The following is a 21,833-nucleotide window of genomic DNA, read 5'->3' as shown; positions in this document are numbered from 1 at the left end:
GGATATGTGGTTACAACGATTCGGTTCAATTTTATGCTGGTGCAGTCTTGTTTTTGGCATGACGTCAACACGAGCCGATGACACCGAGCTTTTTATATACGACTTTAATAAGGCTGGTGATTTCAGACCTAAAGTGCTGTTGATATTTGATAACTCCGGCAGTATGGCTGACACCATGGAACAGATAAAGGAAGCTTATAATCCAGCGACTGTCTATCCAGCCTTGAGCAATGATCCCGACAAAAGCAATACTAAACGATATATCTATTTTTCAACCGATGGGAGCATTCCCGCTATTAATAGCAACAAGCGTTTCTCTGACAAACTGAACGCTTGTGCCACCTCCAAGGGGCCTCTTGCAAGTATCGGTTATTTTCAGTCGCAAGTCTGGACTTATGAAGTGACAAGTGGCAACCCTCCGGGGAGAGGGAGGGGAAGCTGGTATTCAATTAGTGGTTATCAGGAAAACAACATCGAGTTGGTCGATTGCAAGCAGGATGTGACCGCAAATAACCCTGCCAACCCATACACAGGTACTTGGAGTGTTGGCACCGGGTATCCGGTCAATAAAACCAGCAATAATCAAGGCTCATGGTTTTATACAGCGGCAACAAGAGACTCTGTTAATGCCAGCAATACGGCCGTGGTGCTTTATTCTGCCAACTATATCAGGTGGTATTACGGGCCTACGGGTTACTCTATAGAATCCCGGCTGCGTATTGCCAAAGATGCAGTCAAAGGATTGATATCATCTGCCCCCGGGGTTGATTTTGGTCTGGCTATTTTCAACAGGAATGACAGTAGCAGTACCAATGGCGGCAGAGTTGTCCGGGATATTCTGGGTAGCGAGGTCACGTTGTCGAATGGCAAGACCGGAGAACAAGACCTGCTCGACAGGGTCGAAGGACTGACTGCCAGTACCAACACACCATTATGCGAGACGTTGAGTGAGGCGTATCGCTTCTTCGGGGGACGAAGCGTTGTTTATGGCTTGCAAGGAGGCACGAGAGATACGACCGCCGAAAGCCCGACAGGTACCTATCAAGCCCCCTATGACAACTGCTCAAACAACGGCTACGTCATATACATCACCGATGGGGAGCCGACTCAGGACGGGGATGCCAATACCTTTGTCCAGGGATTGGTAAATACATTGTCCAGCGATGAAAAAGCGGCTTATGGCACTACCGTTTCTTATGGTTCGGGGAACAGGTCCAGCAGTTATCTGGCCGCATTGGCGGGCTATATGAAACACAAGGATGTGAATGCCGTTTCTCCTGGTACCCAGACAGTCACGACCTTTACCGTCGGGTTTGGTGACGAGGCGATCAGCGGGGCCGGTAATTTGCTTGCTGAAACCGCCCGTCGTGGTGGCGGTGTTTATTATCCGGCAACCAACGCCTCTGCCCTGAGTGATGCGTTGAAGGCGTCGCTGCTGGCGATCCTGCGGATCAATACCTCGCTGGTGTCCCCCGCCATTGCCAGCAACAACTTTGACCGGACACGCAGTCTCAACAACATCTATTACGCCATGTTTGAGCCGGATGATGGTCCCAGATGGCGGGGCAATCTGAAAAAACTGATCTTTTCTCCTGATGGTTATGTGGCTGACAGCCGGGGACTGCCTGCTATCAAGTTTGATGGCACCATCATCGACAGTGCCCAGACTTTCTGGTCATCCGGCCGTGACGGGAACGTTGTGGCCGAAGGTGGGGCGCAAGAGATGTTGGCGGGGAAAAGCAACCGCAGCCTCTATGTCATCAACAATGCCCAGAACCGTCTCGATCAGCTGACCAAGGCAAATCTGGTAACGCAGGCTGGCAGTGAAGCCGCGCTCATGACCTTCATGCAGGCAGTTACGACGACTGAACTCGATTCCCTGATCAACTGGACCAAGGGGTTGGATGTCGACGATGAGGACTTTGATACATCAACCCTGATCCGCGCCCATATCATGGGTGACCCCCTGCACTCACGTCCCCTGGTGCTGAACTATGGCCCGCAATCCGGTAACCCGACGGATGCACCGGACTTGCGTATTCTGTTTGGGACCAATGCCGGTTTCCTGCATATGTTCAAGGACATGGGGAGCACCATAGACGAAAGCTGGGCGGCGATACCTTATGAGTTCATGGCCAATCAGAAGGCGCTGCGTCTCAATGCGGAATCAGCCGAACATATCTACGGTGTTGACTCTTCTCCGGTGGCCCTTATCAAAGATGCCAATCGCAACGGGGTGCTGAAATCCTCGGAAAGCGATTTTGTCTGGGTATTCACCGGCTTGAGGAGCGGCGGCAAAGCCTATTATGCATTCAACGTTTCCAGCCCGGATACGCCGACACTGAAATGGCGTCTGAACAGTCTGACGACTGGTTTTGGTGAGTTGGGGCTGACCTGGTCGGTGCCGGAAGTCGCGTTTGTGCCGGGAGTCAGTGATCCCGTGCTTATTTTTGCTGGCGGTTATGACGTGAACAAGAGCGTGCTGGGATTGGGAACCAGTGACAGCATGGGCAGAGGTATCTACATCGTCAATGCCGATACAGGGGCGCTGATATTCAGTGCGACCCCAGCAGCGACTTCAACCAGCAACCTCAGGGTCACGGAGATGACCGACAGCATGCCCGGATCGGTAGCTACGCTTGACAGCGATGGTGATGGCAAAGTCGATCGCATCTATGTGGGTGATACGGGGGGCAATATCTGGCGCATGGATCTCCCTGGCACCAACAAATCTGACTGGCGCGTCTTCAAATTTGCCAGCCTGGGGTCGGATGTCACTCAAGCCGATGATCGCCGTTTCTTCACCCAGCCTATCGTGGTGCGTACCATCAACAAGCAGGTCACTCGCACCGTTGTGGGAGGGAATGTGGTCTATTCCTATCAGGATCGTCCCTTTGATGCAGTGCTGATTGGGAGTGGAGACCGCAATCGCCCCTCATCGGAAGCGACCGTCCGCAATGGCTATTTCATGTTGCGTGATTATGATGTCGTGCCGCGTGCCGCCAATGCGCAGGCAAGAAGCCCCATCTTGATTACTGACCTTTATGATGTGACCTCTGATCCTTTGTCTGCCCAGACAAACACGGATGGAATATTGGCGACCAAGGCGGGAATTACCACTGCCAAAGGGTGGGTCAATTGGTTGAACGAACCGGGTGAGAAATCCATGGGGGCCGGGGTCGTACTTCAGGGCAAGCTTTACTTCACCTCGTTCCTGCCGCAAGTGCAGTCGTTCCAGCAATGCACCATTCAATCCATCGGGGCTGCACGGCAATACATGGTAGACATGCATTATGGCAGTTCCTTCCGTTATGTGGTTGATCTTGAAGGCAACCAGACACCTGAGCGTTATGTCGAAGTACAGAACAAGGTTGCCGACGATTTGGTGGTGCATGCAGGAGACGATGCCAAGATCCGCATTATTGGAGGCGGTGTCGGGGAAGAGGTCATCCTGAAAGATGAAGGGGATGGTGAGCCTGAGCGTTGTACCGGAGCGGGAGAGTGCAACCAGGGGGCAGAGGAGGCTGAGATGGATATGTCGCCCAAGAAAATTTACCTCTACGAAGGAGAGGCGCAATGAAAACACGCAGCGGGGTGTTGGGTTTGTGCCTCTTGTTATCCGGGTCCGTCTTGGCAGATGACATAAAATGTTATGTCGAGTTGGTTAACGGCCAGAAGGTTGTCCTGCACGGTACTGTGGCAGACAACACGCCAAAGGCGGTGCAGGATAAATTCAAACAAAGAGGATACGAGGTGGATGGTGCGGTACAGCCTGTGAAGAAAATCCTGGAATGCCGCACTGCGGAGGAAAATTTCCAGTCTAAAGAGGGTCAGCAACAGGATGCCCGTCAACTGCGATAGCGAAGGACTTCATTCAGAGGCAGATATTTGCCTGGGTAGATTGGGTGGTGCGGCCGGAGGGAGAGATGACCAGATTTATCTGGGCATTTCCTGAACGACACAGCGTGATAGTGGCATTGGTACCCAGGCTGGTGCCATCAGGGCTGAAGGTAGTGGAAGTTCGATTGTTTGCAGCAGTCAGCGAGTCAGATAGCTGAGGGCTTCTTGCCAGAATCTGCTCACCGTTATTGAAAATGTCATTGCCATTACCGTCGACGAACACGAGGAATTGGGTCGGATTGGCGGTGACACAATTGTCACTGGCATTGGCAAGGCACACAGTGACAGATTGCTGGTTGTCGATGGCTTGGCTACGAGCAAAACGCAGATATTTCAAGAGTGTGCGAGATTCAAATTTCAAGGCATTCTCATTGAGCAGGCTCGACATGGCCGGTGCACCAATACCAAGCAAGATGACCCCCAGACTGACGGCGATCATCAGTTCCAGCAGGGTGAATCCTTTCTCGTCCTTGATCATGTCAATATCTCCCTCGATTAGTTACATCTTATCTCCAGACAGCCAGAACACCAGCGCAAAGCCCAAGTGTTGAGCTGGCACAGCCAGCGCCTTTTCTTTATCATTCCCCATCATTTTCGAATTCAAGATGCATCGCCATGGCAAAAGCCCTCTCTCTGATGCTTGCCCAGTTAAATCTGACGGTAGGCGCCATCGAAGATAACTGTGACAAGGTACTGGCGGCAGCAGCCCATGCCGATCAGCAAGGGGCCGATCTGCTGGTTTGCTCCGAGCTGGCCCTGACAGGATACCCGCCTGAGGATCTGCTGCTGCGCGCCGACCTGATGGTCCGGGTCGAGGCCGCTCTGTCCCGCATCGCGGCATGGCAGGGCCAATGTGCCATTCTGGTGGGCCATCCCTGGCGCGAAGAGGGGGCGCTTTACAATACGGCGTCTCTCTATGAGCGCGGGCAACTGCGGGCACGTTATTTCAAACAGGACTTGCCCAACTACGGGGTGTTCGACGAGAAGCGCTACTTCACTGCGGCGACCGATACCTGTGTGGTGCCGTTCCGTGGCCATCAGCTGGGTTTGCTCATCTGCGAAGATCTCTGGCAGCCGGGTCCGGCGCTGGCCGCCAAGGCGGCGGGGGCCGAGCTGCTGCTCACCATCAATGCCTCTCCTTATGATCAGGAAAAACCCTGGGTCCGCCGCGAGCTGATGGCGGAACGCTGCGATCAGACCGGCCTGCCGCTCATCTACCTCAACCAGGTATGCGGCCAGGACGAGCTGATCTTCGACGGCTGCTCCAAAGTGTTCAACAGCCAGGGCGAGCTGACCCACAAGCTTGCTCCATTTGCCGAAGAGCTGGCGCTGGTGCGCTTTGCCGATGGTCAGCCGGTGAAGGAGCGGGAACCCGCCGCACCGCTGGAGCCGTTGGCCGAGATCTATCAGGCCCTGGTGCTGGCGGTGCGCGACTATGTCACCAAGAACGGTTTTCACGGCGCCGTGCTGGGTCTCTCCGGCGGCATCGACTCGGCGCTGACCCTGGCCATTGCGGCCGATGCCATCGGGGCGGACAAGGTGCAGGCGGTGATGATGCCGTTCCGCTACACCGCCCAGATGAGCGTGGAGGATGCCAAGGAGCAGGCCGAGCGGATGGGGGTGGAGTTCAACATCATCTCCATCGAACCCATGTTCGAAGGCTTCATGACCCAGCTGGCGCCTCTGTTTGAAGGGACTGCCCGCGACACCACCGAAGAGAACCTGCAGGCCCGCTGCCGCGGCGTGCTCTTGATGGCGCTGTCCAACAAGCGCCGCCGTATCGTGCTGACCACTGGCAACAAGAGCGAGATGGCCGTGGGATATGCCACGCTGTACGGCGATATGGCGGGTGGCTTTGATGTGCTCAAGGATGTCCCCAAGACCCTGGTCTTCAAGTTGTGCGAATATCGCAACAGCGTGGAGTACGTGATCCCGCAGCGGGTCATCGATCGTCCCCCGTCGGCCGAACTGGCACCGGATCAGGTGGACCAGGACAGCCTACCCCCCTATGACATTCTGGATGCCATCCTCAAGCGCTACGTGGAAGAGGATGCGTCTGTCGCCGACATGGTGGCGGAAGGCTTCGAGGAAGCGGTGGTGCGCAAGGTGATCCGGCTGGTGGATCTCAACGAATACAAGCGCCGTCAGGCGGCGGTCGGGCCCCGCATTACGGCTCGCAACTTTGGTAAGGATCGCCGTTACCCCATTACATCCGGGTTCGGCAAACAGAACTGGTAAGGAGTCACCATGAAGAAGATTGAAGCCATCATCAAACCGTTCAAGCTGGACGATGTGCGCGAGGCCCTGGCCGAGATCGGCATCAACGGCATGACCGTATCCGAAGTCAAAGGCTTCGGCCGCCAGAAGGGCCATACCGAGCTCTATCGCGGCGCCGAATATATGGTCGACTTCCTGCCGAAAGTGAAGGTGGAGCTGGTGGTGCAGGACGAGGATCTCGATGCCTGCCTGGAAGCCATCCAGAACACAGCGCGTACCGGCAAGATCGGTGATGGCAAGATCTTCGTCTGCGAGGTGGAGCGCGTCATTCGTATTCGTACTGGTGAAGAGAACGAAGACGCGATCTGATGTGGTGGATGTGCCCTGTGATGAACAGCAAGAGTCTGTCGCTCTGATGTCGTTTTACCGTATCGGGGTCGTGGCGGCGTGCTTGATGGCACTCACCGCGTGCAGCACCCGGCCGCCGGCCCAGCCGGAAAACCTGTGCCAGATCTTTCGGGAGAAACCCGAATGGCACGAGGCGGCGCTCAAGATGAACGAGAAGTGGGGGACACCTGTCCAGGTAGTGATGGCCATGATGTACCAGGAGTCCTCCTTCGTGCATGATGCCCAGCCGCCGATGCAGTATTTCCTCTTCATCCCCACCGGGCGGGCCAGTTCAGCCTACGGCTATGCCCAGGTGAAAGACGAAACCTGGGCCGACTATCAGCGGGAAACCGGCAACGGCTGGAGCGATCGCGACGACTTTGCCGACGCCATCGATTTCATGGGCTGGTACACTCACAAGGCACAGCGGCTCAACGGCACGTCCAAGTGGGATGCCTATGGCCAGTATCTCAATTATCACGAAGGCTGGGGGGGCTACCGACGTGGCAGCTACCGCAGCAAGGGATGGCTGCTGAAGGTCTCCCGCAAGGTGGAGGCCCGTGCCCAGCGCTACGGTGCCCAGTATCGACAATGCAAGGATCAGCTCTCCAGCGGGGGCTGGTTCTGGTAACCAAATCAGGAGTCAGAAATGCCGTTATTGGACAGTTTTACCGTCGACCATACCCGCATGGCCGCCCCGGCAGTGCGAGTGGCGAAGACCATGCAGACCCCGAACAAGGACACCATCACCGTGTTCGACCTGCGTTTCTGCGTGCCGAACGAGGAGATCCTCTCCGAGCGCGGCATCCATACCCTGGAGCATCTTTTTGCCGGCTTCATGCGTGATCATCTCAATGGGAATGGGGTGGAGATCATCGACATCTCTCCCATGGGTTGCCGCACCGGCTTCTACATGAGCCTGATCGGTGCGCCGGATGAAGCCCGTGTTGGCGCTGCCTGGCAGGCCGCCATGAGCGACGTGCTGACCGTGCAGGATCAGGGCAAGATCCCCGAGCTGAACGAATACCAGTGCGGTACTTACAGAATGCATTCGCTGGAAGAGGCCCATGCCATCGCCCGCCATGTGCTGGAGCGCGGTATCGGTGTCAACCACAATGACGAGCTGGCCCTGCCGGAAGAGAAGCTGAAAAGCCTCTGATCCCGAGAAGGGAAGCATGAAAAAGGCCGGTCAATGACCGGCCTTTTTGCATCTGGTGGGATCAGGAGGGCAGTGGCATCACCCGATTGCGCCCCAGCTCCTTGGCCTTGTAGAGCAGCTTGTCGGTTCGCTCGATCAGGGTGTCTGCCGTCTCCTGAGAGATGTATTCCCCCACGCCGAACGAGGCGGTGATGTGATCGATGCGTCGCCCGGATTTGCGATCCAGAATCGACATCCGCTCGATGACGCGACGCAGGCTCTCGGCCATCTGGCGGGTCAGCGCCAGGGCGCGGTTTGGCACCAAGAGGGCAAACTCCTCACCCCCCAGGCGATAGGCGGTTATGCCCTCCTTGCTGGCCTCTCGCAGCCGCTTGCCGACGATGCGCAGCACCTGGTCCCCCAGCAGATGTCCGTATTCGTCGTTGAAGTTCTTGAAGCGATCGATATCGGTCAGGATCAGCGAGAAGGGCTGCTTGCTGCGAATGAGGCTGTCCATCTCGAGATCGAAGGCGCGTCGATTGAGCAGAGACGTGAGCGGGTCCTCGGTGGCCAGCTTTCTCGTCTCGTTCAGGGCCTGTTTCAGCTCCTTTATCTCTTTCTCGGCGCTGCTGAGCTGGTTGCGAAAGTGGAGGGTGGACATGCGTACGTCACGTGACTCGCGCACGAGATCCCGCAGGATCCCCATGGTGTCTTCCAGGCTGAGCCCCTCGTCGTCTATCTTGCTCAGCTTGTCGAAACTCTTGTCGAGCATCTCCTGAAACAGCCCGGTATCGGAGATGGCATCCTGCATCGAGTGACTCAGCTCGCTGGCCATGGCCGCCAGGTTGAGTTTCATCGCCTCCATCTGCTGCTCGTCCTGGGCCGCAAGGTGCTGGTGGTAGAGACGCTCGCAGGTGGTCAGGGAGAAGGTTCCCTGCTGCTTTATCGCCTGATCGACGGCATGGTTGAGTTCGGGCATGTCGCCGGAGACGTAGCTGTACCAAAGGTGATAGTTGTTCGGCGTGGTGGGAATTTGATACTTGATCATCAGGGGAACCGCCTGTTTCAAATAGGCGGCAGATTGGGCGAACGAGTCCTTGCTCATGAGTTCCGAGTCTCACATACCTGCAAACTGTGTCCAGTATGACAGAGAGAATGGCCAAAAGGCAGTCGATGGATGCCATTAGCTCCCCCCTCCGATATAATGTCTGCGTTATTACCTACCCTAAGGCCTGCTTATGTCTCAAAAAGATCCTTTCCTCCAACGCGAGGCCGAAAAATACGAAAACCCCATCGCCAGTCGCGAGATGCTGCTGGAGCTCATCAAGGGCCATGAGAAACCCATGTCCCGGGAAGAGCTGGCCAAGGTCCTCAAGCTGACCGATGAAGAGCCGTTGGAAGCCTTGCGACGTCGTCTGCGCGCCATGGAGCGAGACGGGCAGCTCGTGTTCACCCGCAACCAATGTTACGCCCTGCCGGATCGCCTGAATCTGGTCAAAGGCTATGTGCTTGGCCACAAAGATGGATTCGGTTTTCTGCGCCCCGAGGGTGGTGGAGCGGATCTCTTCCTGAACAACCGCGAGATGCAGCGCCTGATGCATGGCGACTATGCCCTGGTGCAGCCGACCGAGATCGATCGCAAGGGTCGTCAGGAAGCGCGTCTGGTGCGCCTGCTCAAATCCCGCGAGGCGGACATCGTCGGTCGTTACTTCGTCGAGAACGGCGTCGGTTTTGTGGTACCCGATGACAGCCGCATCGGCCAGGACATCATCATCCCGGAAGGGGAGAACAAGGGGGCTCGCCAGAGCCAGGTCGTGGTCGTGCGCATCAACCAGCGCGCCACTGCCCGCTTCAATGCGGTCGGTACCGTCTTGGAAGTTCTGGGTGAGAACATGGCGCCCGGTATGGAGATCGAGATCGCCCTGCGTACCCACGGCATTCCGCACACCTGGCCGGAAGAGGTGACCAAGGAGGTCGCCGGTCTGGGCGAGCAGGTGCCGGAGAAGGCCAAAGAGGGTCGCATCGACCTGCGCGCCCTGCCGCTGGTGACCATCGACGGGGAAGACGCCCGCGACTTCGATGACGCTGTCTTCTGTGAAGCCAAGCGTGGAGGCGGCTGGCGCCTGTGGGTCGCCATCGCGGACGTTTCTGCCTATGTGAAACCGGGCACGGCCCTCGACACCGAAGCCTATCAGCGCGGCAACTCGGTCTATTTCCCCGAGTTCGTGGTGCCCATGCTGCCGGAGGTGCTCTCCAACGGTCTGTGTTCCCTGAACCCGCAGGTCGACCGGCTCTGCATGGTGTGCGAGATGACCATCTCCGCCGCCGGCCGCATGTCCGGCTACAAGTTCTACGAAGCGGTAATGAACTCCCACGCTCGCCTGACCTACACCAAGGTAGCGGCGATCCTGGACGGGGATCCCAAGCTGCGTCAGCAGTATGATCCGCTGGTGGGCCACATCGAGGAGCTGAGCAACCTCTACAAGGCGCTCAAGCATGCCCGTCATCAACGCGGTGCGGTGGAGTTCGAAAGCGAGGAGACCCGCTTCATCTTCAACGCCCAGCGCAAGATCGACCGTATCGTACCGCTGGTGCGCAATGACGCCCACAAGATCATCGAAGAGTGCATGATCCAGGCGAACGTGGCAGCCGCCCGCTACATCGAGAAGAACGAGGCCGCCGCCCTGTTCCGGGTGCACGACCGCCCGGGCGAGGAGCGTCTCACCGGCTTCCGCGACTTCCTGGCCGAACTGGGTCTGGAGCTCAAGGGGGGCCTGGAGCCCGAGCCGAAGGACTTTGCCGACCTGGCCGCCAAATTCGAAGGGCGCCCGGATGCGGAATTGCTCTCCACCATGCTGCTGCGCTCCATGCGTCAGGCCATCTATCAGGCCGACAACATCGGTCACTTCGGTCTGGCCCTGAAGTCCTATGCGCACTTCACCTCGCCGATCCGTCGCTACCCGGATCTCATCCTGCACCGGGCGATCAAGTACCAGACCGCCAAGGAGCAGCAGGCCAACCTGCGCCACAAGTGGACCCCGAGCGGTGGCTACCACTACCAGCTGGAAGAAGTGGACCCGATGGGCGAGCACTGCTCCATGACGGAGCGCCGTGCCGATGATGCCACCCGCGACGTGGCAGACTGGCTCAAGTGCGAGTACATGCTGGATCACGTGGGTGACGAGTTTGACGGCGTCATCGCCAGCGTCACCGGTTTTGGCTTCTTCGTGCGTCTGGCGGAGATCCACATCGACGGTCTGGTGCACGTCAGCACCCTCACCAACGACTACTACCAGTTCGACCCGCTGCACCAGCAGCTGATCGGCGAGAACTTCCGCCGTCGCTACCGTCTGGGTGACAAGGTGCGGGTCAAGGTGATGGGCGTGAACCTGGACGATCGCAAGATCGACTTCGTGATGGTGGAAGAGCCCCTCAAGGCCACCGGCAAGAACGCCAAGGAGATGGCGCGCAAGCAGGCCGAGATCAAGAAAGAGAAGGCCAAGAGCGCCCAGCGCCACGAGAAACGCAAAGAGGGCAAGGAGAGCGGCAAATCCGACAAGGGTGGCCGTGCCAAGCCCAGCAACAGACGACCGAGCAAAAAGGCTCGCGACAAGGCCAAGAGCACTAAATGAGTACTGAACTGATCTACGGCATTCACGCCGTCTCCGCGCTGCTCGAGCGCACCCCCGAGCGCTTCATCGAGGTGTGGGCTCTCAAGGGCCGCGATGACGAGCGGCTGCATCCCCTGCTGGCCGAGCTGGAGTCCCTCGGTATCAGGGTGCAGAGCGTGAATCGCAAGACGCTGGATGACAAGGCGGAAGGTAACAATCACCAGGGCATCATGGCCAAGGTGATTGAAGCGCCCAAGCTGGCCGAGCACGACCTGGCCAGTCTGCTGGACGGTCTGGCGGCGCAAGAGACAGCGCCCTTCCTGCTGGTACTGGACGGGGTGACCGACCCGCACAATCTCGGCGCCTGTCTGCGCAGTGCCGATGCGGCCGGGGTACATGCGGTGATCGTGCCGCGGGACAAGGCCACAGGCCTCACGTCCGTGGTGCGCAAGGTCGCCTGTGGCGCCGCCGAAGTGGTGCCGCTCATCCAGGTCACCAACCTGGCCCGCAGCCTGCGCGAGCTGCAGGAGCGCGGCGTCTGGATCGTGGGTACCGCCGGCGAGGCGGATCACGATCTTTATCAGGCCAAACTCACCGGCCCCATGGCGCTGGTGATGGGGGCCGAAGGCAAGGGCATGCGCCGTCTGACCCGCGAGCACTGCGACGAGCTGGTGAGCATCCCCATGGCGGGGGCGGTATCCAGCCTCAACGTCTCGGTGGCGAGCGGTGTTTGCCTGTTCGAAGCCGTGCGCCAGCGCCGCGTCTGACAAGACGATGACCGACAGACCCCCCTTTGTCTGGGAACGGGTTGCAGATGAGCAGGAGGCCGAGCGCCTCCTCTCTTTTGTCCGCTCCCTGACCTTGCCCCCTCGCACCTGCCTCTGGCATGCCGGTGACAGTCCGGCGCTGCTGGTCAGGGTGGAGGAGGGGTTGCTGCGGGCCAGGGTGGTGCTGGCGGATGGCCGCGAGTACATCAAGGAGTTCTATTGGGAGGGGGACGAGTTTATCGACTTCCACCACCTGCTCAGTGGTGAGCCCGCCCGCTACAGTGTGGAGGCGCTGGAGCCTTGCCGACTGCAGCTTCTTCCGCTGGCGGATCTGCGCCGACTCCCTTGCTGGCCCGCCTGGTATCACCATCTCCTTGAAGTGCAACTGCGCATCAAGGAGGAGAAAGAGCTGTTGCTGCTGACCGGGGGCCCAGAGGCGCGCTATCAGCATTTTCTGCGCAGCTTCCCCGCGCTGGATGCCAGGGTTCCGGATCACCAGATTGCCGCCTATCTGGGGATCACCCCCATCAGCCTGAGCCGCATCCGCAGGCGGCTGAAAACGCGCGATCAGGGTTGAGCCAGAAGGGATTGCCGATGAACCTGGGCAGAGAGCGGCTCTTTGTCGACCATGTCCGCATTGGATGAGAAGGGGGCCAACTTAACCAAGGTTAATGCCCCTCGTCGGGAGCAAGATTATGCTGTCAGACCCCATTAAACAGGAGTCATTCATGAACTGGAGTATGAAATCCTGGTCCGAGCTGACCACGGATGAATTGTATGAGCTGCTTGCCCTGCGCGCCGAGGTGTTCGTGGTGGAGCAGACCTGTCCCTTCCAGGATCTGGACGGGCTGGATCGCCGTGACGGCGTGCTGCATCTGCTCGGTCGTGAGGGTGCTCACCTGGCGGCCTATGCCCGCATCATGGCGCCCGGCATTGGTGATGACTGCGGCGCAGCCATCGGCCGCGTGGTCACCTCTCCCACGTCGCGGGGGGGCGGACTGGGTCACCGCCTGCTGGCGCAAGCGGTCAGAGAGTGCGAGGCACGCTGGCCTGCACACAGCATCTGGCTCGGTGCACAGGCCCACCTGCAAGGTTTTTACGGCCAGCATGGTTTCGTGGCCGAAGGGGAAGGGTATCTGGAAGATGACATCCCTCACATGGGGATGCGAAGGGAGCCTGCCTGACATCGTCAGGCGCCAGGAAAGGGGCAAGTGGCCCCTCATCCGTGGTGCATCTCATGGTTTTTTGCTACCCCGTGGCCGTGTGGTCGTCAGCCCGGGATTAGATACCGCCGCGCTGATCTGCCTGCGGGCCTCTCTGTCGGGGCACCGCCCCGGTCAGGGCGGTGCGGCATCAGGAGGGCTGGGGTGGTTCAGGGAGTGACCCGGGTGGTGAGGGTTAATCCCTCTTCACTGGAGGCCAGCGTCACCTGAACCTGGCCCAACTCGGTCAGACTGCCCACATGGGTGCCGCCACAGGGAATGGTGATCTCCCGACCCTCCAGCATGCCATGCCAGTAGCGGGAATCGATGATGGCCTCACCGGCCCGGCTGCGGCGGATCTCGCCTCCCTCTTTGAGCCAGCGCATCAGCTGCTCGTTGACCTGGAGCGCTATCCTGTCGAGGTCGGCCAGCAGTGCCTCGCTGTTAATTCCCTTTTTTCGAAGGCTCTTGCCGATCCGGTACTGCTCCTTTGATCCTCTGGGCTCGACCCGGGAGAGCTGGATGGCGAGGCGGTCGAAATCCGGCTGCCCGAGAGCGTCAAGCTCGCTTGTCTCCTTTCGCCAATAGGGCGTGAGCGCCCGATTGAGGGCCAGTGCCACCAGGTGGCAGGCGCTGTGGCCCAGGCTCAGGGCATGGCGTGCCTCGGCATCCACTGTCAGTTCCACAGGCGAGCCAATGGCAAGGTGATGGGAACCGGCGAGGGGATGCACCACCACGAAAGCCCACCCATCCGCACCCCGCTTGACCGGAATCTCCGTATCCACGAACAGCTCGCCCTCGGGACTGATGGCTCCCATGCGGCAGGGGCCCACGGCCGCTTCCCCCCCTTCCCAGCGCACAGTGCCCACGTCACCGGGTTGATCGGGCCAGAGGTGGCTCTGGGGATGAAAGGGGGTGAGGTCGGTGACCAGCAGGGTCGGATCCCCCTGTTTGCAACAGACAACGCTGGCCTGTTCCTGATGGTGGCCCAGTACGAAGCTGGCTCGGGTATGTTCCATGGCAGGGCTCCCGCAACGAGATGATGAGAAGGGAAAGGGGCAGCATACGCGAAAGTGCGAAGAGGCTCATCAACCCGGGTCAATGAGCCTCAAGATGGCGTTAGAGGGTGGTGACCAGCAGATAGGCATTGAGGCCGATCACCAGGGCGACGATGAGGCGCCCCACGGCCTGGGTGACGGGGTGATTGCGATGTGCCCCCATCAGGGCGCGATCACCGGTCAGGATCAGCAGCGGAATAAGAGCGAGGGCGATGCCGAAGCTCAGCACTACCTGGCTCAGTACCAGAATTTCCGTGGTGTTGAGGCCCATGGCGATCACCACGAAGGCGGGAGCCATGGTGATGGCTCGGCGCAGCCAGAGCGGAATGGTGAAGCGCACGAAGCCCTGCATCACCACTTGCCCCGCCAGCGTTCCCACCACGGTGGAGGAGATGCCGGAGGCGACCAGGGAGAGGCCGAACAGGGTGGCGGCTGCCGGGCCCAGCAGGGGCGTGAGGGTCTGGTAGGCCGTTTCCAGCTCGGCCACCTGCTGATTGCCGGAGCTGTGGAAGGCGGCAGCCGCCATGGCCATCATGGCCAGGTTGACGAAGCCGGCGATGGTCATGGCGATGGCCACGTCGACCCGGGTGCTGTGCAGTCGCTGGGTCACCGTGCCCTGCTCCTGGGTATGCTGGGTCAGGGCCGAGTGGAGATAGATGACATGGGGCATCACGGTGGCACCAAGCACGCCGGCGGCAAGATAGACAGCATCACCATTGGGGAGGCCGGGGAAGAGTGCCCCTTCCAGCAGACTCGGCAGGTGGGGGCGCGAGAACACCAGCTCGACGATGTAGGCGGCGGCCACGAACAGCAGCAGGCCCCCCACCACGAACTCCAGCGGCTTCTGGCCGCGGGATTGCAGCATCAGGATCCCCCAGGTGACCACGGCGGTGATGCAGGCCCCTTCCAGCAGGGTGATGCCGAGCAGCAGTTTGAAGCCGACCGCAGCGCCGATGAACTCGGCGAGATCGGTGGCCATGGCGATGATCTCGGCCTGCACCCAATAGGCCCAGACTGCGGGCCTGGGCAGACGATCACGAATGTGTTCCGCCAGGTTCTTGCCAGTGACGATACCGAGCTTGGCCGAGAGGGTCTGCACCAGCATGGCCATCAGGTTGGCCCACACCACTACCCACAGCAGTTGATAGCCGAAGGTGGAGCCGGCCTGGATATTGGTCGCAAAATTGCCCGGGTCGATATAACCGATGGCGGCGATGAAGGCGGGGCCGAGCAGGGTCAGCTTGAATTTGCGGGCCGGTATGGCCGTGGTGAGCGCAGGTTGCATACTGTCATCCTCCGTGGGGATATGAGGAGAGTATGGATCTAAATGATAATTGTTATCAATTAAAGTTTTGTATCGGGCTCATCGAGAAAAACATCTTGCTTCGCCAGTTGCAGTGGGAGAGGTGATTTCGTACAATACGCCGCCCTAGAAAGCAGCGTCTAAACATCACTATGTTCCTTGCCTCCGAGGTCTGGCTGCACCTGGGCGGAGGCTGAATTAATCCGTAAGGAGCTAAAATGCGTCATTACGAAATCGTCTTCATGGTTCATCCGGACCAGAGCGAGCAAGTACCTGGCATGATCGAGCGTTACACCGGCGCTATCACCACCGCTGGTGGTACCATTCATCGCCTGGAAGATTGGGGCCGTCGTCAACTGGCTTACCCGATCGACAAGCTGCACAAGGCTCACTACGTTCTGATGAACGTAGAAGCTGAACAGGCCGTTATCGATGAGCTGGAAACCAACTTCCGCTTCAACGATGCCGTTATCCGCAACATGATCATGCGCACCAAGCACGCCGTGACTGAAGTTTCTCCGATGGCCAAGGCCAAGGAAGAGCGCTTCACCCGTCGTGACGACGAGCGTCGCGAAGATGCTGTTGAAGCGTCTTCCGAAGAGTAATTCTTAGATCACCGCATTAGAGGATAAAGGCCATGGCACGTTATTTCCGTCGTCGTAAGTTCTGCCGCTTCACCGCCGAGAACGTTACCGAGATCGACTACAAAGATATCGTTACTCTGAAAAACTACGTCACTGAATCTGGCAAGATCGTACCGAGCCGTATCACCGGTACCCGCGCCAAGTATCAGCGTCAGCTGGCACGCGCCATCAAGCGTGCTCGTTACCTGGCTCTGCTGCCGTACACCGATCTGCACAACAAGTAAGAATCGGCCCGGCGCTTACGCCTAACTCAACGAAATTTATAGAGGAAAGGTAATGCAAGTTATCCTGCTCGATAAGATCGCCAAACTGGGCGGTCTGGGTGACCAAGTTTCCGTAAAAGCTGGTTATGCCCGTAACTACCTGATCCCGCAAGGCAAAGCTGTTATGGCCACCAAGGCCAACATCGAAGCCTTCGGTGCTCGTCGCGCTGAGCTGGAAGCCAAACTGGCTGCCAACAAGGCTGCTGCCGAAGAGCGCGCTGCCAAGCTGGGTGAGCTGGCTGCCGTTGTCATCGCCTCCAAGTCTGGCGACGAAGGCAAGCTGTTCGGTTCCATCGGTACCCGTGACGTGGCTGAAGCCATCACGGCTGCCGGCGTAGCCGTTGCCAAGAGCGAAGTCCGCATGGGCAACGTTCTGCGTAACACTGGTGAGTACGAAGTTGTTGTTCAGCTGCACGCTGACGTCAAAGCAACCGTACAAATCCAGGTTGTTGCTCTGTAATAGCGTTCCGCTCTTGCAGAAAAACCCGCGCACATGCGCGGGTTTTTTATTTTCAGATCAAGGGGTAAAGTGAAGGTCTGTTCCTCTGGAGGAGAACCTTTATGGCTGCCTGGGTTGAAGGTCGGGTCATCGAGCGCATCGAGTGGACTCCCACCCTGCTCTCCCTGCGTGTGGAGGCGGAACTTGCCCCCTACAAGGCGGGTCAATTCACCAAGCTGGCTCTGGAGCAGGGCGAGCGTCGCGTCCAGCGTGCCTATTCCTTCGTCAATCCTCCCGGCACGCCCTATCACGAATTCTATCTGGTGGAGATCCCCGGCGGTGAACTGAGCCCCTCTCTCGGTTCCCTGCAGGTGGGCGACAGCCTGCTGGTGCAGTCCCAGGCCACCGGTTTCCTGACCCTGGATGAGATTCCCCCGGGACGGGACCTCTGGCTGCTCTCAACCGGCACCGCCATCGGCCCCTTCCTCGCCATGCTGGCAGAAGGACAGGTCTTCGACCGCTTCGAGCATCTGGTGCTGGTACACGGGGTGAGAAAAGGGGAAGAGCTCAGCTACCAGCCGCTTATCGCCAGTTTTGCCGAGCAGCATGGCGAGCGTTTTCGCTATGTTCCCTTCGTCAGTCGTGAGACCTGGCCGGGGGCGATGGCAGGGCGCATCCCGGCAGCCATCGTCGATGGCAGCTTGCAGGCGAGGGTGGGGCTGAACTTCTCCCCCGAGTTGAGCCAGGTGATGATCTGCGGGAACCCCGCCATGGTGAAAGAGACTCAGCAGACCCTTCTCGGGCTGGGGCTTGCCAAGAACCTGCGTCGCGCCCCCGGCAATATCAGCATGGAAAACTACTGGTAGGGGAGATGACTCCAGGGGCCACAGGCCCCTCAACCATGTCCATGGGCATGCTGGTCAGTGTTTCTGGTGGCCGTTGCCGCCGTGCTTGTTTCCGGGCTTGTCATGGCCCTGACCCGGGTTGTTGCCACTGTGAATGCTGCGGTTGTAATGGTCGCGGTATTTGCCATCCACGTTGTCGCAGTTGAGCTGGATACGGCTGGTCCGGGTGCTGACATCCAGGCAGTTGTGCTGCCACCACTCGTACTCCTTGTCGTCCCAATCCAGGCTTACCCGGCCCCGGTCGGTGGAGATCCGGATGTCGTCATCGTGTTTGGAAGGGGGGGGGCAGCAAAGGCCATTCCCTGAACCAGAAGCAGGGAGAGCAGCAGTGCGCCGCGGGAAGTCATGGTCATGTGGGTCATCGCATCAAGGCTCCTGTCAGGGGGATCATTGATCCGGTTGCGTGCTGATCTGGTTGGTGCTGGGGGGCTGGTTGCGCTGCGTCTCATCCTCCAGATTGAGGTTGATCCTCTTGCAGTCGGCGGCGGCCGTGTCACCGCTCCCGAGATCGAAGCAGTTGCTCTGGGACCAGTCAAACTGCGTGTCATTCCAGTCCAGATTGAAGGTCAGCGCATCCACGGAGAAGGTCTGGCTCCCTTCGTCCTGTGCCAGAGCGCTACCAGTGATCAGAAAAAGAGAGAGCAACAAAGCCGTCGTTCTGTTCATGATGTCCTCGAGTCGTGTTCGGTGGAAATGAGTGTAATGCGGCGGGCTTAACCCGAGCATAACCGCAGATGTCCTTCAGGTACGGGGTCGATTGTAGTGTTTTTCTGCTGCCGATTTGCACGTTTTGGTCGCACTCTGGGCAGCTGATCGTCCATGGGCGGGAATTCGGGGATTTGCCCTTCTCTCCGGGGGAGTGGCGACTATAATCGGCAGCCAACTTTTCCTGCAGACGGTTCCCGCTTCATCATGACTACACAGGCTTGCGCCGCATTGCGCTACCCCAAGGGATGGTTCGCCCTCACGACTGTCTACAGTTTTACCGGGCTGGCCATTCTGGCTTCCATCGTCTTCTCCCTGCTGCTGTTTCTCTCCATCGACGAAAACCCCCTGATGAAGTGGCTGTTCGGCGGGCTGGCCATCATCTTCGAGCTGGGCAAGTTCTACGTCTGGTACGAGTACGGCGAGTGCAAGGCGAGGCGGGATCTGGGCGGCGCCTTCTGGTCGCTGCTGTTCTACAGCGTGCTGGCCGCCATCTCCATCGGGGGCAGTATCGGCGGCATCAACAGCGCCACCAACACCATCCTGAGTCAGCAGGCGCGTCACGAGCGGGAGATAGCCCGTTTCGACGAGCAGATAGCCAGCATAGAGCGGCAGATCCAGCTCAACGAAGAAGCGGCCCGCAAATACATCGAGATGGCGCGTATCTCGAGCGGCGTCAGCGGTCTGCAGCAGGCCAACACCAAGCTCAGGCTGCGTCAGGACGAGCTGCGCCAGGAGCGGGACGCCAAGCCGCTGGGGGAGCAGTCCTCCATGCTGGGGCTGATGAGCAGTCTGGCGGACGGGGTGGGCATGAGCATCGGCCAGGTGCAGTTCCTGCTGGTCTGCTTCCTGTCTATCCTGCTCGATGCGTTTGGTGCTTTTTTCGTCAGCCTGATCGGTGAGGAGAACCGCTTCCGCCGTCAATGGATGTGGCAACGGGAGAAGGCGCAAGCCGAGGCCAGGGTCGCAGTGCCGACCCCGGAGCCGCCAGCCATCAGCAGACCCGTGCCCGAACCAGCCGTGGTCGCCCAGGTGCGCGGCGCGCTGGAGAGCGGCGAGCTCAAATGCAGCAAACGCAAGGTGGCTGAGGCATTGTCACTGTCTCTGGAGGAGGTGGACCGGGTGTTCCAGCATCTGCTGGCGCAGGGCGTGCTGGGGCAGGGCAGCAATCGTCACTACCATCTTCGTGCCGAGCAGGGATGAATCCGGCTCAGTCGAACCAGATCAGATCCTCATAGGGCTGCTGTCTGAGGGAAGCGAGCCGGCTATCCAGGTTGCCTGCATGGATTTCCAGCCGGTGCCCGTCGGGATCCAGCAGATAGAGTGAATCCCCTTCGCTGCTGTTCTTCTTCCACTCCACGACGCCCGCCGCGCGCAGACGGGCGCAGAAGGCAGGAAACTGTTCAGGCGAGATGCCAAACGCGACATGGCTGTAATCTCTGGCCGGTTGGGGAGGATCGCAGGAGAGACAGAGCCAGAGATCGCCGAGGGTGAGATAGGCTCCCCGTGCCCATCTCACCCTGGGGCGACATCCCAGCAAGTCGACATAAAAGGCAACGCTGCTGTCGAGATCGCCGGTTGCCATCGTGAGATGGTTCAGTCCATGCAGCATCTTCTCTTCTTCCCCCTTGTCCCCGAACCCTAGTGAGTGAGCACCATCATCAGGCAGAGGAAGGCGGCAAGCCCGCCGCCGATGCCGATGATCCAGTAAAAGCCCTTTGCCCCCTGTTTGAGCGGAATGCGGAAGTAGAGCAGAAACGCCCACCACCCCAGGGCCAGCAACAGAGGAATAAGAAACATTCGAGCCATGGTGTCCTCGCTGTTATTCTGTTGACCCTTGATCAATCAACAGGATGGATTGTGCAATGACGCAGCTACAGATTACCGCATTCGGCGACCCCTCGGTACTCAGGCTCAACCCTTCCCTGGACAAGGTGCCAGCCGACGGCGAAGTGCGGGTGCGCATCTGCTTTGCGGGGATCAACCCCATCGATGCCAAGACTCGGGCCGGTCTCGGCTGGGCGGCCGCCCAGAACAAGGACAACCTGCCCTGGACGCCGGGCTATGACGTCTCCGGTGTGGTGGAAAAGGTGGGGCCCGGCGTGACCTCCCTGGCCGAGGGGGATCAGGTGTGCGGCATGGTGGGTTTCCCCATCGCCGCCGGTGCATATGCCGAATCCGTGGTGGCCCGCGAGGAGGAGCTGGTCAAGCTCGATGGGGTGAGCCTCAGGCAGGGAGCGGCCCTGCCGCTGGCGGGACTCACCGCCTGGCAGGGGCTGCTGGAGCACGGTGGCTTGCAGTCGGGGCAACGGGTACTGATCCTGGCCGGTGCCGGTGGCGTCGGCCATCTGGCGGTGCAGTTTGCCGCCGCCTATGGTGCCCACGTGGTTGCCACGGCAAGCGGCGACAATCACAGCTTCCTTCATAGTCTCGGGGCGAGCCGGATGGTGGATTACCACCAGGCCGGGTGGTGCACCGAGGCGATCACCGATGGTCCGTTCGATCTGGTGCTGGATCTGGTGGGGGGCGAGAGCGGCAAGGCGGCGCTGGCCTGCGTCAAGCCGGGCGGCCGTCTGGTGACGGTACCCACCATCACGGCCCAGCAGATCAAGGACACGGGGGCCGAGCTCGGTGTCGAGGTTGTCGGCATGCTGGTCCATCCCGATCGAACGCAGCTGACCCAGATGCTGACGCTGCTTCGCCAGGGGGAAGTGAAGATCACCGTCTCCGGTGAATACACGCTGGCAGAAGGGGCGCTGGCCCATCAGGCCATCGAGCAGGGCCATGTGCGCGGCAAGCTGTTGCTGCGCATGTCCGCCGCAGACGGCCAGCCCGGATGATAGACTTCACCGGGATGGGGCTGGGAGGGCTGTTTCTGAGTGCCTTCACCTCCGCCACCCTGTTGCCCGGCAGCTCGGAAGTGCTGCTGGGCGCCATGGCGGTCAAGGGGGAGTGGAGCATGACCAGCCTGCTTTTCTGGGCGACGCTGGGCAATACCCTGGGTTCCATGACCACCTGGTGGCTCGGCTGGCTCGCCACCCACAAGAAAAAACCGGAAGATTTTCAAGGCCGTGGGGAACAAAAAGCCCTTGGTTGGCTCAAACGTCATGGCCACTGGTGTCTGCTGCTTGCCTGGACGCCTGTGGTCGGCGATGGTCTCTGTCTGCTGGCTGGTTGGCTGCGCCTCTCCTTCTGGCGCTCCCTCATCTTGATCGGGCTCGGCAAATTGCTTCGTTATGCCCTGGTGTTTCTGCTGGCCAGTCAGATCTTCTAGCCCTTTTGTCACTCACGAGG

24 protein-coding genes and 1 pseudogene are annotated in these 21,833 nt (G+C 59.4%); 17 read left to right on the top strand and 8 right to left on the bottom strand.

Annotation, left to right across the window (positions count from 1 at the left end; translation table 11 throughout):
* Positions 1–4: 4 nt before the first annotated feature.
* Positions 5–3,580 carry a pilus assembly protein gene (locus C2U37_RS04210; protein WP_406568612.1) on the top strand — a complete coding sequence of 1,192 codons (3,576 nt, stop codon included), beginning with the start codon at positions 5–7 and terminating at the stop codon, positions 3,578–3,580.
* A complete protein-coding gene (locus C2U37_RS04205) occupies positions 3,577–3,861 on the top strand; it encodes a TapY2 family type IVa secretion system protein (protein ID WP_041210962.1) in 285 nt (94 codons plus the stop codon). The genes C2U37_RS04210 and C2U37_RS04205 overlap by 4 nt, the downstream gene beginning before the upstream one ends.
* A 13-nt stretch (positions 3,862–3,874) precedes the next feature.
* Here the strand turns inward: C2U37_RS04205 and C2U37_RS04200 are convergent, their stop codons facing one another.
* Positions 3,875–4,378, bottom strand: coding sequence for a GspH/FimT family pseudopilin (locus C2U37_RS04200; RefSeq protein WP_010673109.1), 504 nt, complete (start codon positions 4,376–4,378; stop codon positions 3,875–3,877).
* Between the two features lie 137 nt (positions 4,379–4,515).
* Between C2U37_RS04200 and C2U37_RS04195 the strand changes: the two genes are divergently transcribed.
* Genes C2U37_RS04195 through luxS form a run of 4 tightly spaced genes read left to right on the top strand, consistent with a single transcriptional unit; the run spans position 4,516 to position 7,663 of the window.
* On the top strand, positions 4,516–6,138 hold the full coding sequence (locus tag C2U37_RS04195) for an NAD+ synthase (RefSeq protein WP_104451882.1): 1,623 nt from the start codon (positions 4,516–4,518) through the stop codon (positions 6,136–6,138).
* Between the two features lie 9 nt (positions 6,139–6,147).
* Positions 6,148–6,486, top strand: a complete 339-nt coding sequence (glnB, locus tag C2U37_RS04190; RefSeq protein WP_005308848.1) for a nitrogen regulatory protein P-II — start codon at positions 6,148–6,150, stop codon at positions 6,484–6,486.
* 46 nt (positions 6,487–6,532) lie between these two features.
* Complete coding sequence (locus C2U37_RS04185; protein WP_104451881.1) at positions 6,533–7,135, top strand: transglycosylase SLT domain-containing protein; 603 nt, start codon at positions 6,533–6,535, stop codon at positions 7,133–7,135.
* An 18-nt stretch (positions 7,136–7,153) separates the two neighbouring features.
* On the top strand, positions 7,154–7,663 hold the full coding sequence (gene luxS, locus C2U37_RS04180) for an S-ribosylhomocysteine lyase (protein WP_104451880.1): 510 nt from the start codon (positions 7,154–7,156) through the stop codon (positions 7,661–7,663).
* Positions 7,664–7,724: 61 nt separating this feature from the next.
* Here luxS and C2U37_RS04175 read toward each other — a convergent pair whose 3' ends face one another.
* Positions 7,725–8,747, bottom strand: coding sequence for a GGDEF domain-containing protein (locus C2U37_RS04175; RefSeq protein WP_164884712.1), 1,023 nt, complete (start codon positions 8,745–8,747; stop codon positions 7,725–7,727).
* A gap of 133 nt (positions 8,748–8,880) precedes the next feature.
* Between C2U37_RS04175 and rnr the strand changes: the two genes are divergently transcribed.
* The 4 genes from rnr to C2U37_RS04155 all read left to right on the top strand — a co-directional run bounded on the left by rnr (position 8,881) and on the right by C2U37_RS04155 (position 13,204).
* Positions 8,881–11,274, top strand: coding sequence for a ribonuclease R (rnr, locus tag C2U37_RS04170; RefSeq protein WP_049636454.1), 2,394 nt, complete (start codon positions 8,881–8,883; stop codon positions 11,272–11,274).
* The gene (gene rlmB, locus C2U37_RS04165) at positions 11,271–12,020 is read left to right on the top strand and encodes a 23S rRNA (guanosine(2251)-2'-O)-methyltransferase RlmB (protein WP_041214488.1); all 750 of its coding nucleotides are present in this window, start codon (positions 11,271–11,273) and stop codon (positions 12,018–12,020) included. Before rnr ends, rlmB begins: the two co-directional genes overlap by 4 nt.
* A gap of 7 nt (positions 12,021–12,027) precedes the next feature.
* Positions 12,028–12,597, top strand: coding sequence for a Crp/Fnr family transcriptional regulator (locus tag C2U37_RS04160; protein ID WP_042014880.1), 570 nt, complete (start codon positions 12,028–12,030; stop codon positions 12,595–12,597).
* Between the two features lie 151 nt (positions 12,598–12,748).
* Entirely contained in the window at positions 12,749–13,204 is a 456-nt protein-coding gene (locus C2U37_RS04155) for a GNAT family N-acetyltransferase (RefSeq protein WP_041214489.1), read from the top strand.
* 188 nt (positions 13,205–13,392) lie between these two features.
* Here C2U37_RS04155 and C2U37_RS04150 read toward each other — a convergent pair whose 3' ends face one another.
* Together C2U37_RS04150 and C2U37_RS04145 are read right to left on the bottom strand one after the other, a co-directional pair.
* Positions 13,393–14,241 carry a hypothetical protein gene (locus C2U37_RS04150; RefSeq protein ID WP_104451879.1) on the bottom strand — a complete coding sequence of 283 codons (849 nt, stop codon included), beginning with the start codon at positions 14,239–14,241 and terminating at the stop codon, positions 13,393–13,395.
* 100 nt (positions 14,242–14,341) lie between these two features.
* Positions 14,342–15,565 carry an Nramp family divalent metal transporter gene (locus C2U37_RS04145; protein WP_104451878.1) on the bottom strand — a complete coding sequence of 408 codons (1,224 nt, stop codon included), beginning with the start codon at positions 15,563–15,565 and terminating at the stop codon, positions 14,342–14,344.
* Positions 15,566–15,801: 236 nt separating this feature from the next.
* Between C2U37_RS04145 and rpsF the strand changes: the two genes are divergently transcribed.
* From rpsF to C2U37_RS04125, 4 genes are all read left to right on the top strand, one after another.
* A complete protein-coding gene (rpsF, locus tag C2U37_RS04140; RefSeq protein WP_005331771.1) occupies positions 15,802–16,188 on the top strand; it encodes a 30S ribosomal protein S6 in 387 nt (128 codons plus the stop codon).
* Positions 16,189–16,220: 32 nt separating this feature from the next.
* The gene (rpsR, locus tag C2U37_RS04135) at positions 16,221–16,451 is read left to right on the top strand and encodes a 30S ribosomal protein S18 (RefSeq protein ID WP_005313392.1); all 231 of its coding nucleotides are present in this window, start codon (positions 16,221–16,223) and stop codon (positions 16,449–16,451) included.
* A gap of 52 nt (positions 16,452–16,503) precedes the next feature.
* Positions 16,504–16,950 carry a 50S ribosomal protein L9 gene (gene rplI, locus C2U37_RS04130; RefSeq protein WP_010673120.1) on the top strand — a complete coding sequence of 149 codons (447 nt, stop codon included), beginning with the start codon at positions 16,504–16,506 and terminating at the stop codon, positions 16,948–16,950.
* A gap of 101 nt (positions 16,951–17,051) precedes the next feature.
* Positions 17,052–17,795, top strand: a complete 744-nt coding sequence (locus tag C2U37_RS04125) for a ferredoxin--NADP reductase (RefSeq protein WP_039040002.1) — start codon at positions 17,052–17,054, stop codon at positions 17,793–17,795.
* A 54-nt stretch (positions 17,796–17,849) separates the two neighbouring features.
* Here C2U37_RS04125 and C2U37_RS25000 read toward each other — a convergent pair.
* Together C2U37_RS25000 and C2U37_RS04115 are read right to left on the bottom strand one after the other, a co-directional pair.
* Positions 17,850–18,196: pseudogene (locus tag C2U37_RS25000) on the bottom strand (hypothetical protein).
* Positions 18,197–18,221: 25 nt separating this feature from the next.
* Positions 18,222–18,500, bottom strand: a complete 279-nt coding sequence (locus C2U37_RS04115; RefSeq protein WP_050485177.1) for a hypothetical protein — start codon at positions 18,498–18,500, stop codon at positions 18,222–18,224.
* Between the two features lie 246 nt (positions 18,501–18,746).
* Here C2U37_RS04115 and C2U37_RS04110 point away from each other — a divergent pair, with 246 nt between their 5' ends.
* Positions 18,747–19,742 carry a hypothetical protein gene (locus tag C2U37_RS04110; protein WP_041214492.1) on the top strand — a complete coding sequence of 332 codons (996 nt, stop codon included), beginning with the start codon at positions 18,747–18,749 and terminating at the stop codon, positions 19,740–19,742.
* Between the two features lie 7 nt (positions 19,743–19,749).
* Here C2U37_RS04110 and fos read toward each other — a convergent pair whose 3' ends face one another.
* Together fos and C2U37_RS04100 are read right to left on the bottom strand one after the other, a co-directional pair.
* Positions 19,750–20,151, bottom strand: coding sequence for a fosfomycin resistance glutathione transferase (fos, locus tag C2U37_RS04105; protein ID WP_104451877.1), 402 nt, complete (start codon positions 20,149–20,151; stop codon positions 19,750–19,752).
* A gap of 29 nt (positions 20,152–20,180) precedes the next feature.
* Entirely contained in the window at positions 20,181–20,348 is a 168-nt protein-coding gene (locus C2U37_RS04100; RefSeq protein WP_162540495.1) for a hypothetical protein, read from the bottom strand.
* Between the two features lie 56 nt (positions 20,349–20,404).
* Here C2U37_RS04100 and C2U37_RS04095 point away from each other — a divergent pair, with 56 nt between their 5' ends.
* Both C2U37_RS04095 and C2U37_RS04090 read left to right on the top strand, forming a co-directional pair.
* On the top strand, positions 20,405–21,379 hold the full coding sequence (locus C2U37_RS04095; protein ID WP_199770506.1) for an NADP-dependent oxidoreductase: 975 nt from the start codon (positions 20,405–20,407) through the stop codon (positions 21,377–21,379).
* The gene (locus C2U37_RS04090) at positions 21,376–21,813 is read left to right on the top strand and encodes a YqaA family protein (protein ID WP_029313803.1); all 438 of its coding nucleotides are present in this window, start codon (positions 21,376–21,378) and stop codon (positions 21,811–21,813) included. Before C2U37_RS04095 ends, C2U37_RS04090 begins: the two co-directional genes overlap by 4 nt.
* Positions 21,814–21,833: the final 20 nt, after the last annotated feature.

This window comes from Aeromonas sp. ASNIH1 (assembly GCF_002934285.1).
GTDB classification, from domain to species: Bacteria; Pseudomonadota; Gammaproteobacteria; order Enterobacterales; family Aeromonadaceae; genus Aeromonas; species Aeromonas caviae.
The sequence above is the reverse complement of the archived record's forward strand: the minus strand, read 5'-3'. Positions and strand labels throughout refer to the sequence as shown.

Coding starts and splice junctions, on each gene's coding strand:
- C2U37_RS04115 (WP_050485177.1), bottom strand. CDS start 18,500: ATGAACAGAACGACGGCTTTGTTGCTCTCTCTTTTTCTGATCACTGGT.
- C2U37_RS04110 (WP_041214492.1), top strand. CDS start 18,747: ATGACTACACAGGCTTGCGCCGCATTGCGCTACCCCAAGGGATGGTTC.
- C2U37_RS04205 (WP_041210962.1), top strand. CDS start 3,577: ATGAAAACACGCAGCGGGGTGTTGGGTTTGTGCCTCTTGTTATCCGGG.
- rpsF (WP_005331771.1), top strand. CDS start 15,802: ATGCGTCATTACGAAATCGTCTTCATGGTTCATCCGGACCAGAGCGAG.
- C2U37_RS04150 (WP_104451879.1), bottom strand. CDS start 14,241: ATGGAACATACCCGAGCCAGCTTCGTACTGGGCCACCATCAGGAACAG.
- C2U37_RS04100 (WP_162540495.1), bottom strand. CDS start 20,348: ATGGCTCGAATGTTTCTTATTCCTCTGTTGCTGGCCCTGGGGTGGTGG.
- C2U37_RS04175 (WP_164884712.1), bottom strand. CDS start 8,747: ATGAGCAAGGACTCGTTCGCCCAATCTGCCGCCTATTTGAAACAGGCG.
- rplI (WP_010673120.1), top strand. CDS start 16,504: ATGCAAGTTATCCTGCTCGATAAGATCGCCAAACTGGGCGGTCTGGGT.
- C2U37_RS04125 (WP_039040002.1), top strand. CDS start 17,052: ATGGCTGCCTGGGTTGAAGGTCGGGTCATCGAGCGCATCGAGTGGACT.
- C2U37_RS04155 (WP_041214489.1), top strand. CDS start 12,749: ATGAACTGGAGTATGAAATCCTGGTCCGAGCTGACCACGGATGAATTG.
- C2U37_RS04185 (WP_104451881.1), top strand. CDS start 6,533: ATGTCGTTTTACCGTATCGGGGTCGTGGCGGCGTGCTTGATGGCACTC.
- C2U37_RS04095 (WP_199770506.1), top strand. CDS start 20,405: ATGACGCAGCTACAGATTACCGCATTCGGCGACCCCTCGGTACTCAGG.
- C2U37_RS04200 (WP_010673109.1), bottom strand. CDS start 4,378: ATGATCAAGGACGAGAAAGGATTCACCCTGCTGGAACTGATGATCGCC.
- fos (WP_104451877.1), bottom strand. CDS start 20,151: ATGCTGCATGGACTGAACCATCTCACGATGGCAACCGGCGATCTCGAC.
- rnr (WP_049636454.1), top strand. CDS start 8,881: ATGTCTCAAAAAGATCCTTTCCTCCAACGCGAGGCCGAAAAATACGAA.
- C2U37_RS04210 (WP_406568612.1), top strand. CDS start 5: ATGTGGTTACAACGATTCGGTTCAATTTTATGCTGGTGCAGTCTTGTT.
- C2U37_RS04195 (WP_104451882.1), top strand. CDS start 4,516: ATGGCAAAAGCCCTCTCTCTGATGCTTGCCCAGTTAAATCTGACGGTA.
- C2U37_RS04090 (WP_029313803.1), top strand. CDS start 21,376: ATGATAGACTTCACCGGGATGGGGCTGGGAGGGCTGTTTCTGAGTGCC.
- luxS (WP_104451880.1), top strand. CDS start 7,154: ATGCCGTTATTGGACAGTTTTACCGTCGACCATACCCGCATGGCCGCC.
- C2U37_RS04145 (WP_104451878.1), bottom strand. CDS start 15,565: ATGCAACCTGCGCTCACCACGGCCATACCGGCCCGCAAATTCAAGCTG.
- rpsR (WP_005313392.1), top strand. CDS start 16,221: ATGGCACGTTATTTCCGTCGTCGTAAGTTCTGCCGCTTCACCGCCGAG.
- rlmB (WP_041214488.1), top strand. CDS start 11,271: ATGAGTACTGAACTGATCTACGGCATTCACGCCGTCTCCGCGCTGCTC.
- C2U37_RS04160 (WP_042014880.1), top strand. CDS start 12,028: ATGACCGACAGACCCCCCTTTGTCTGGGAACGGGTTGCAGATGAGCAG.
- glnB (WP_005308848.1), top strand. CDS start 6,148: ATGAAGAAGATTGAAGCCATCATCAAACCGTTCAAGCTGGACGATGTG.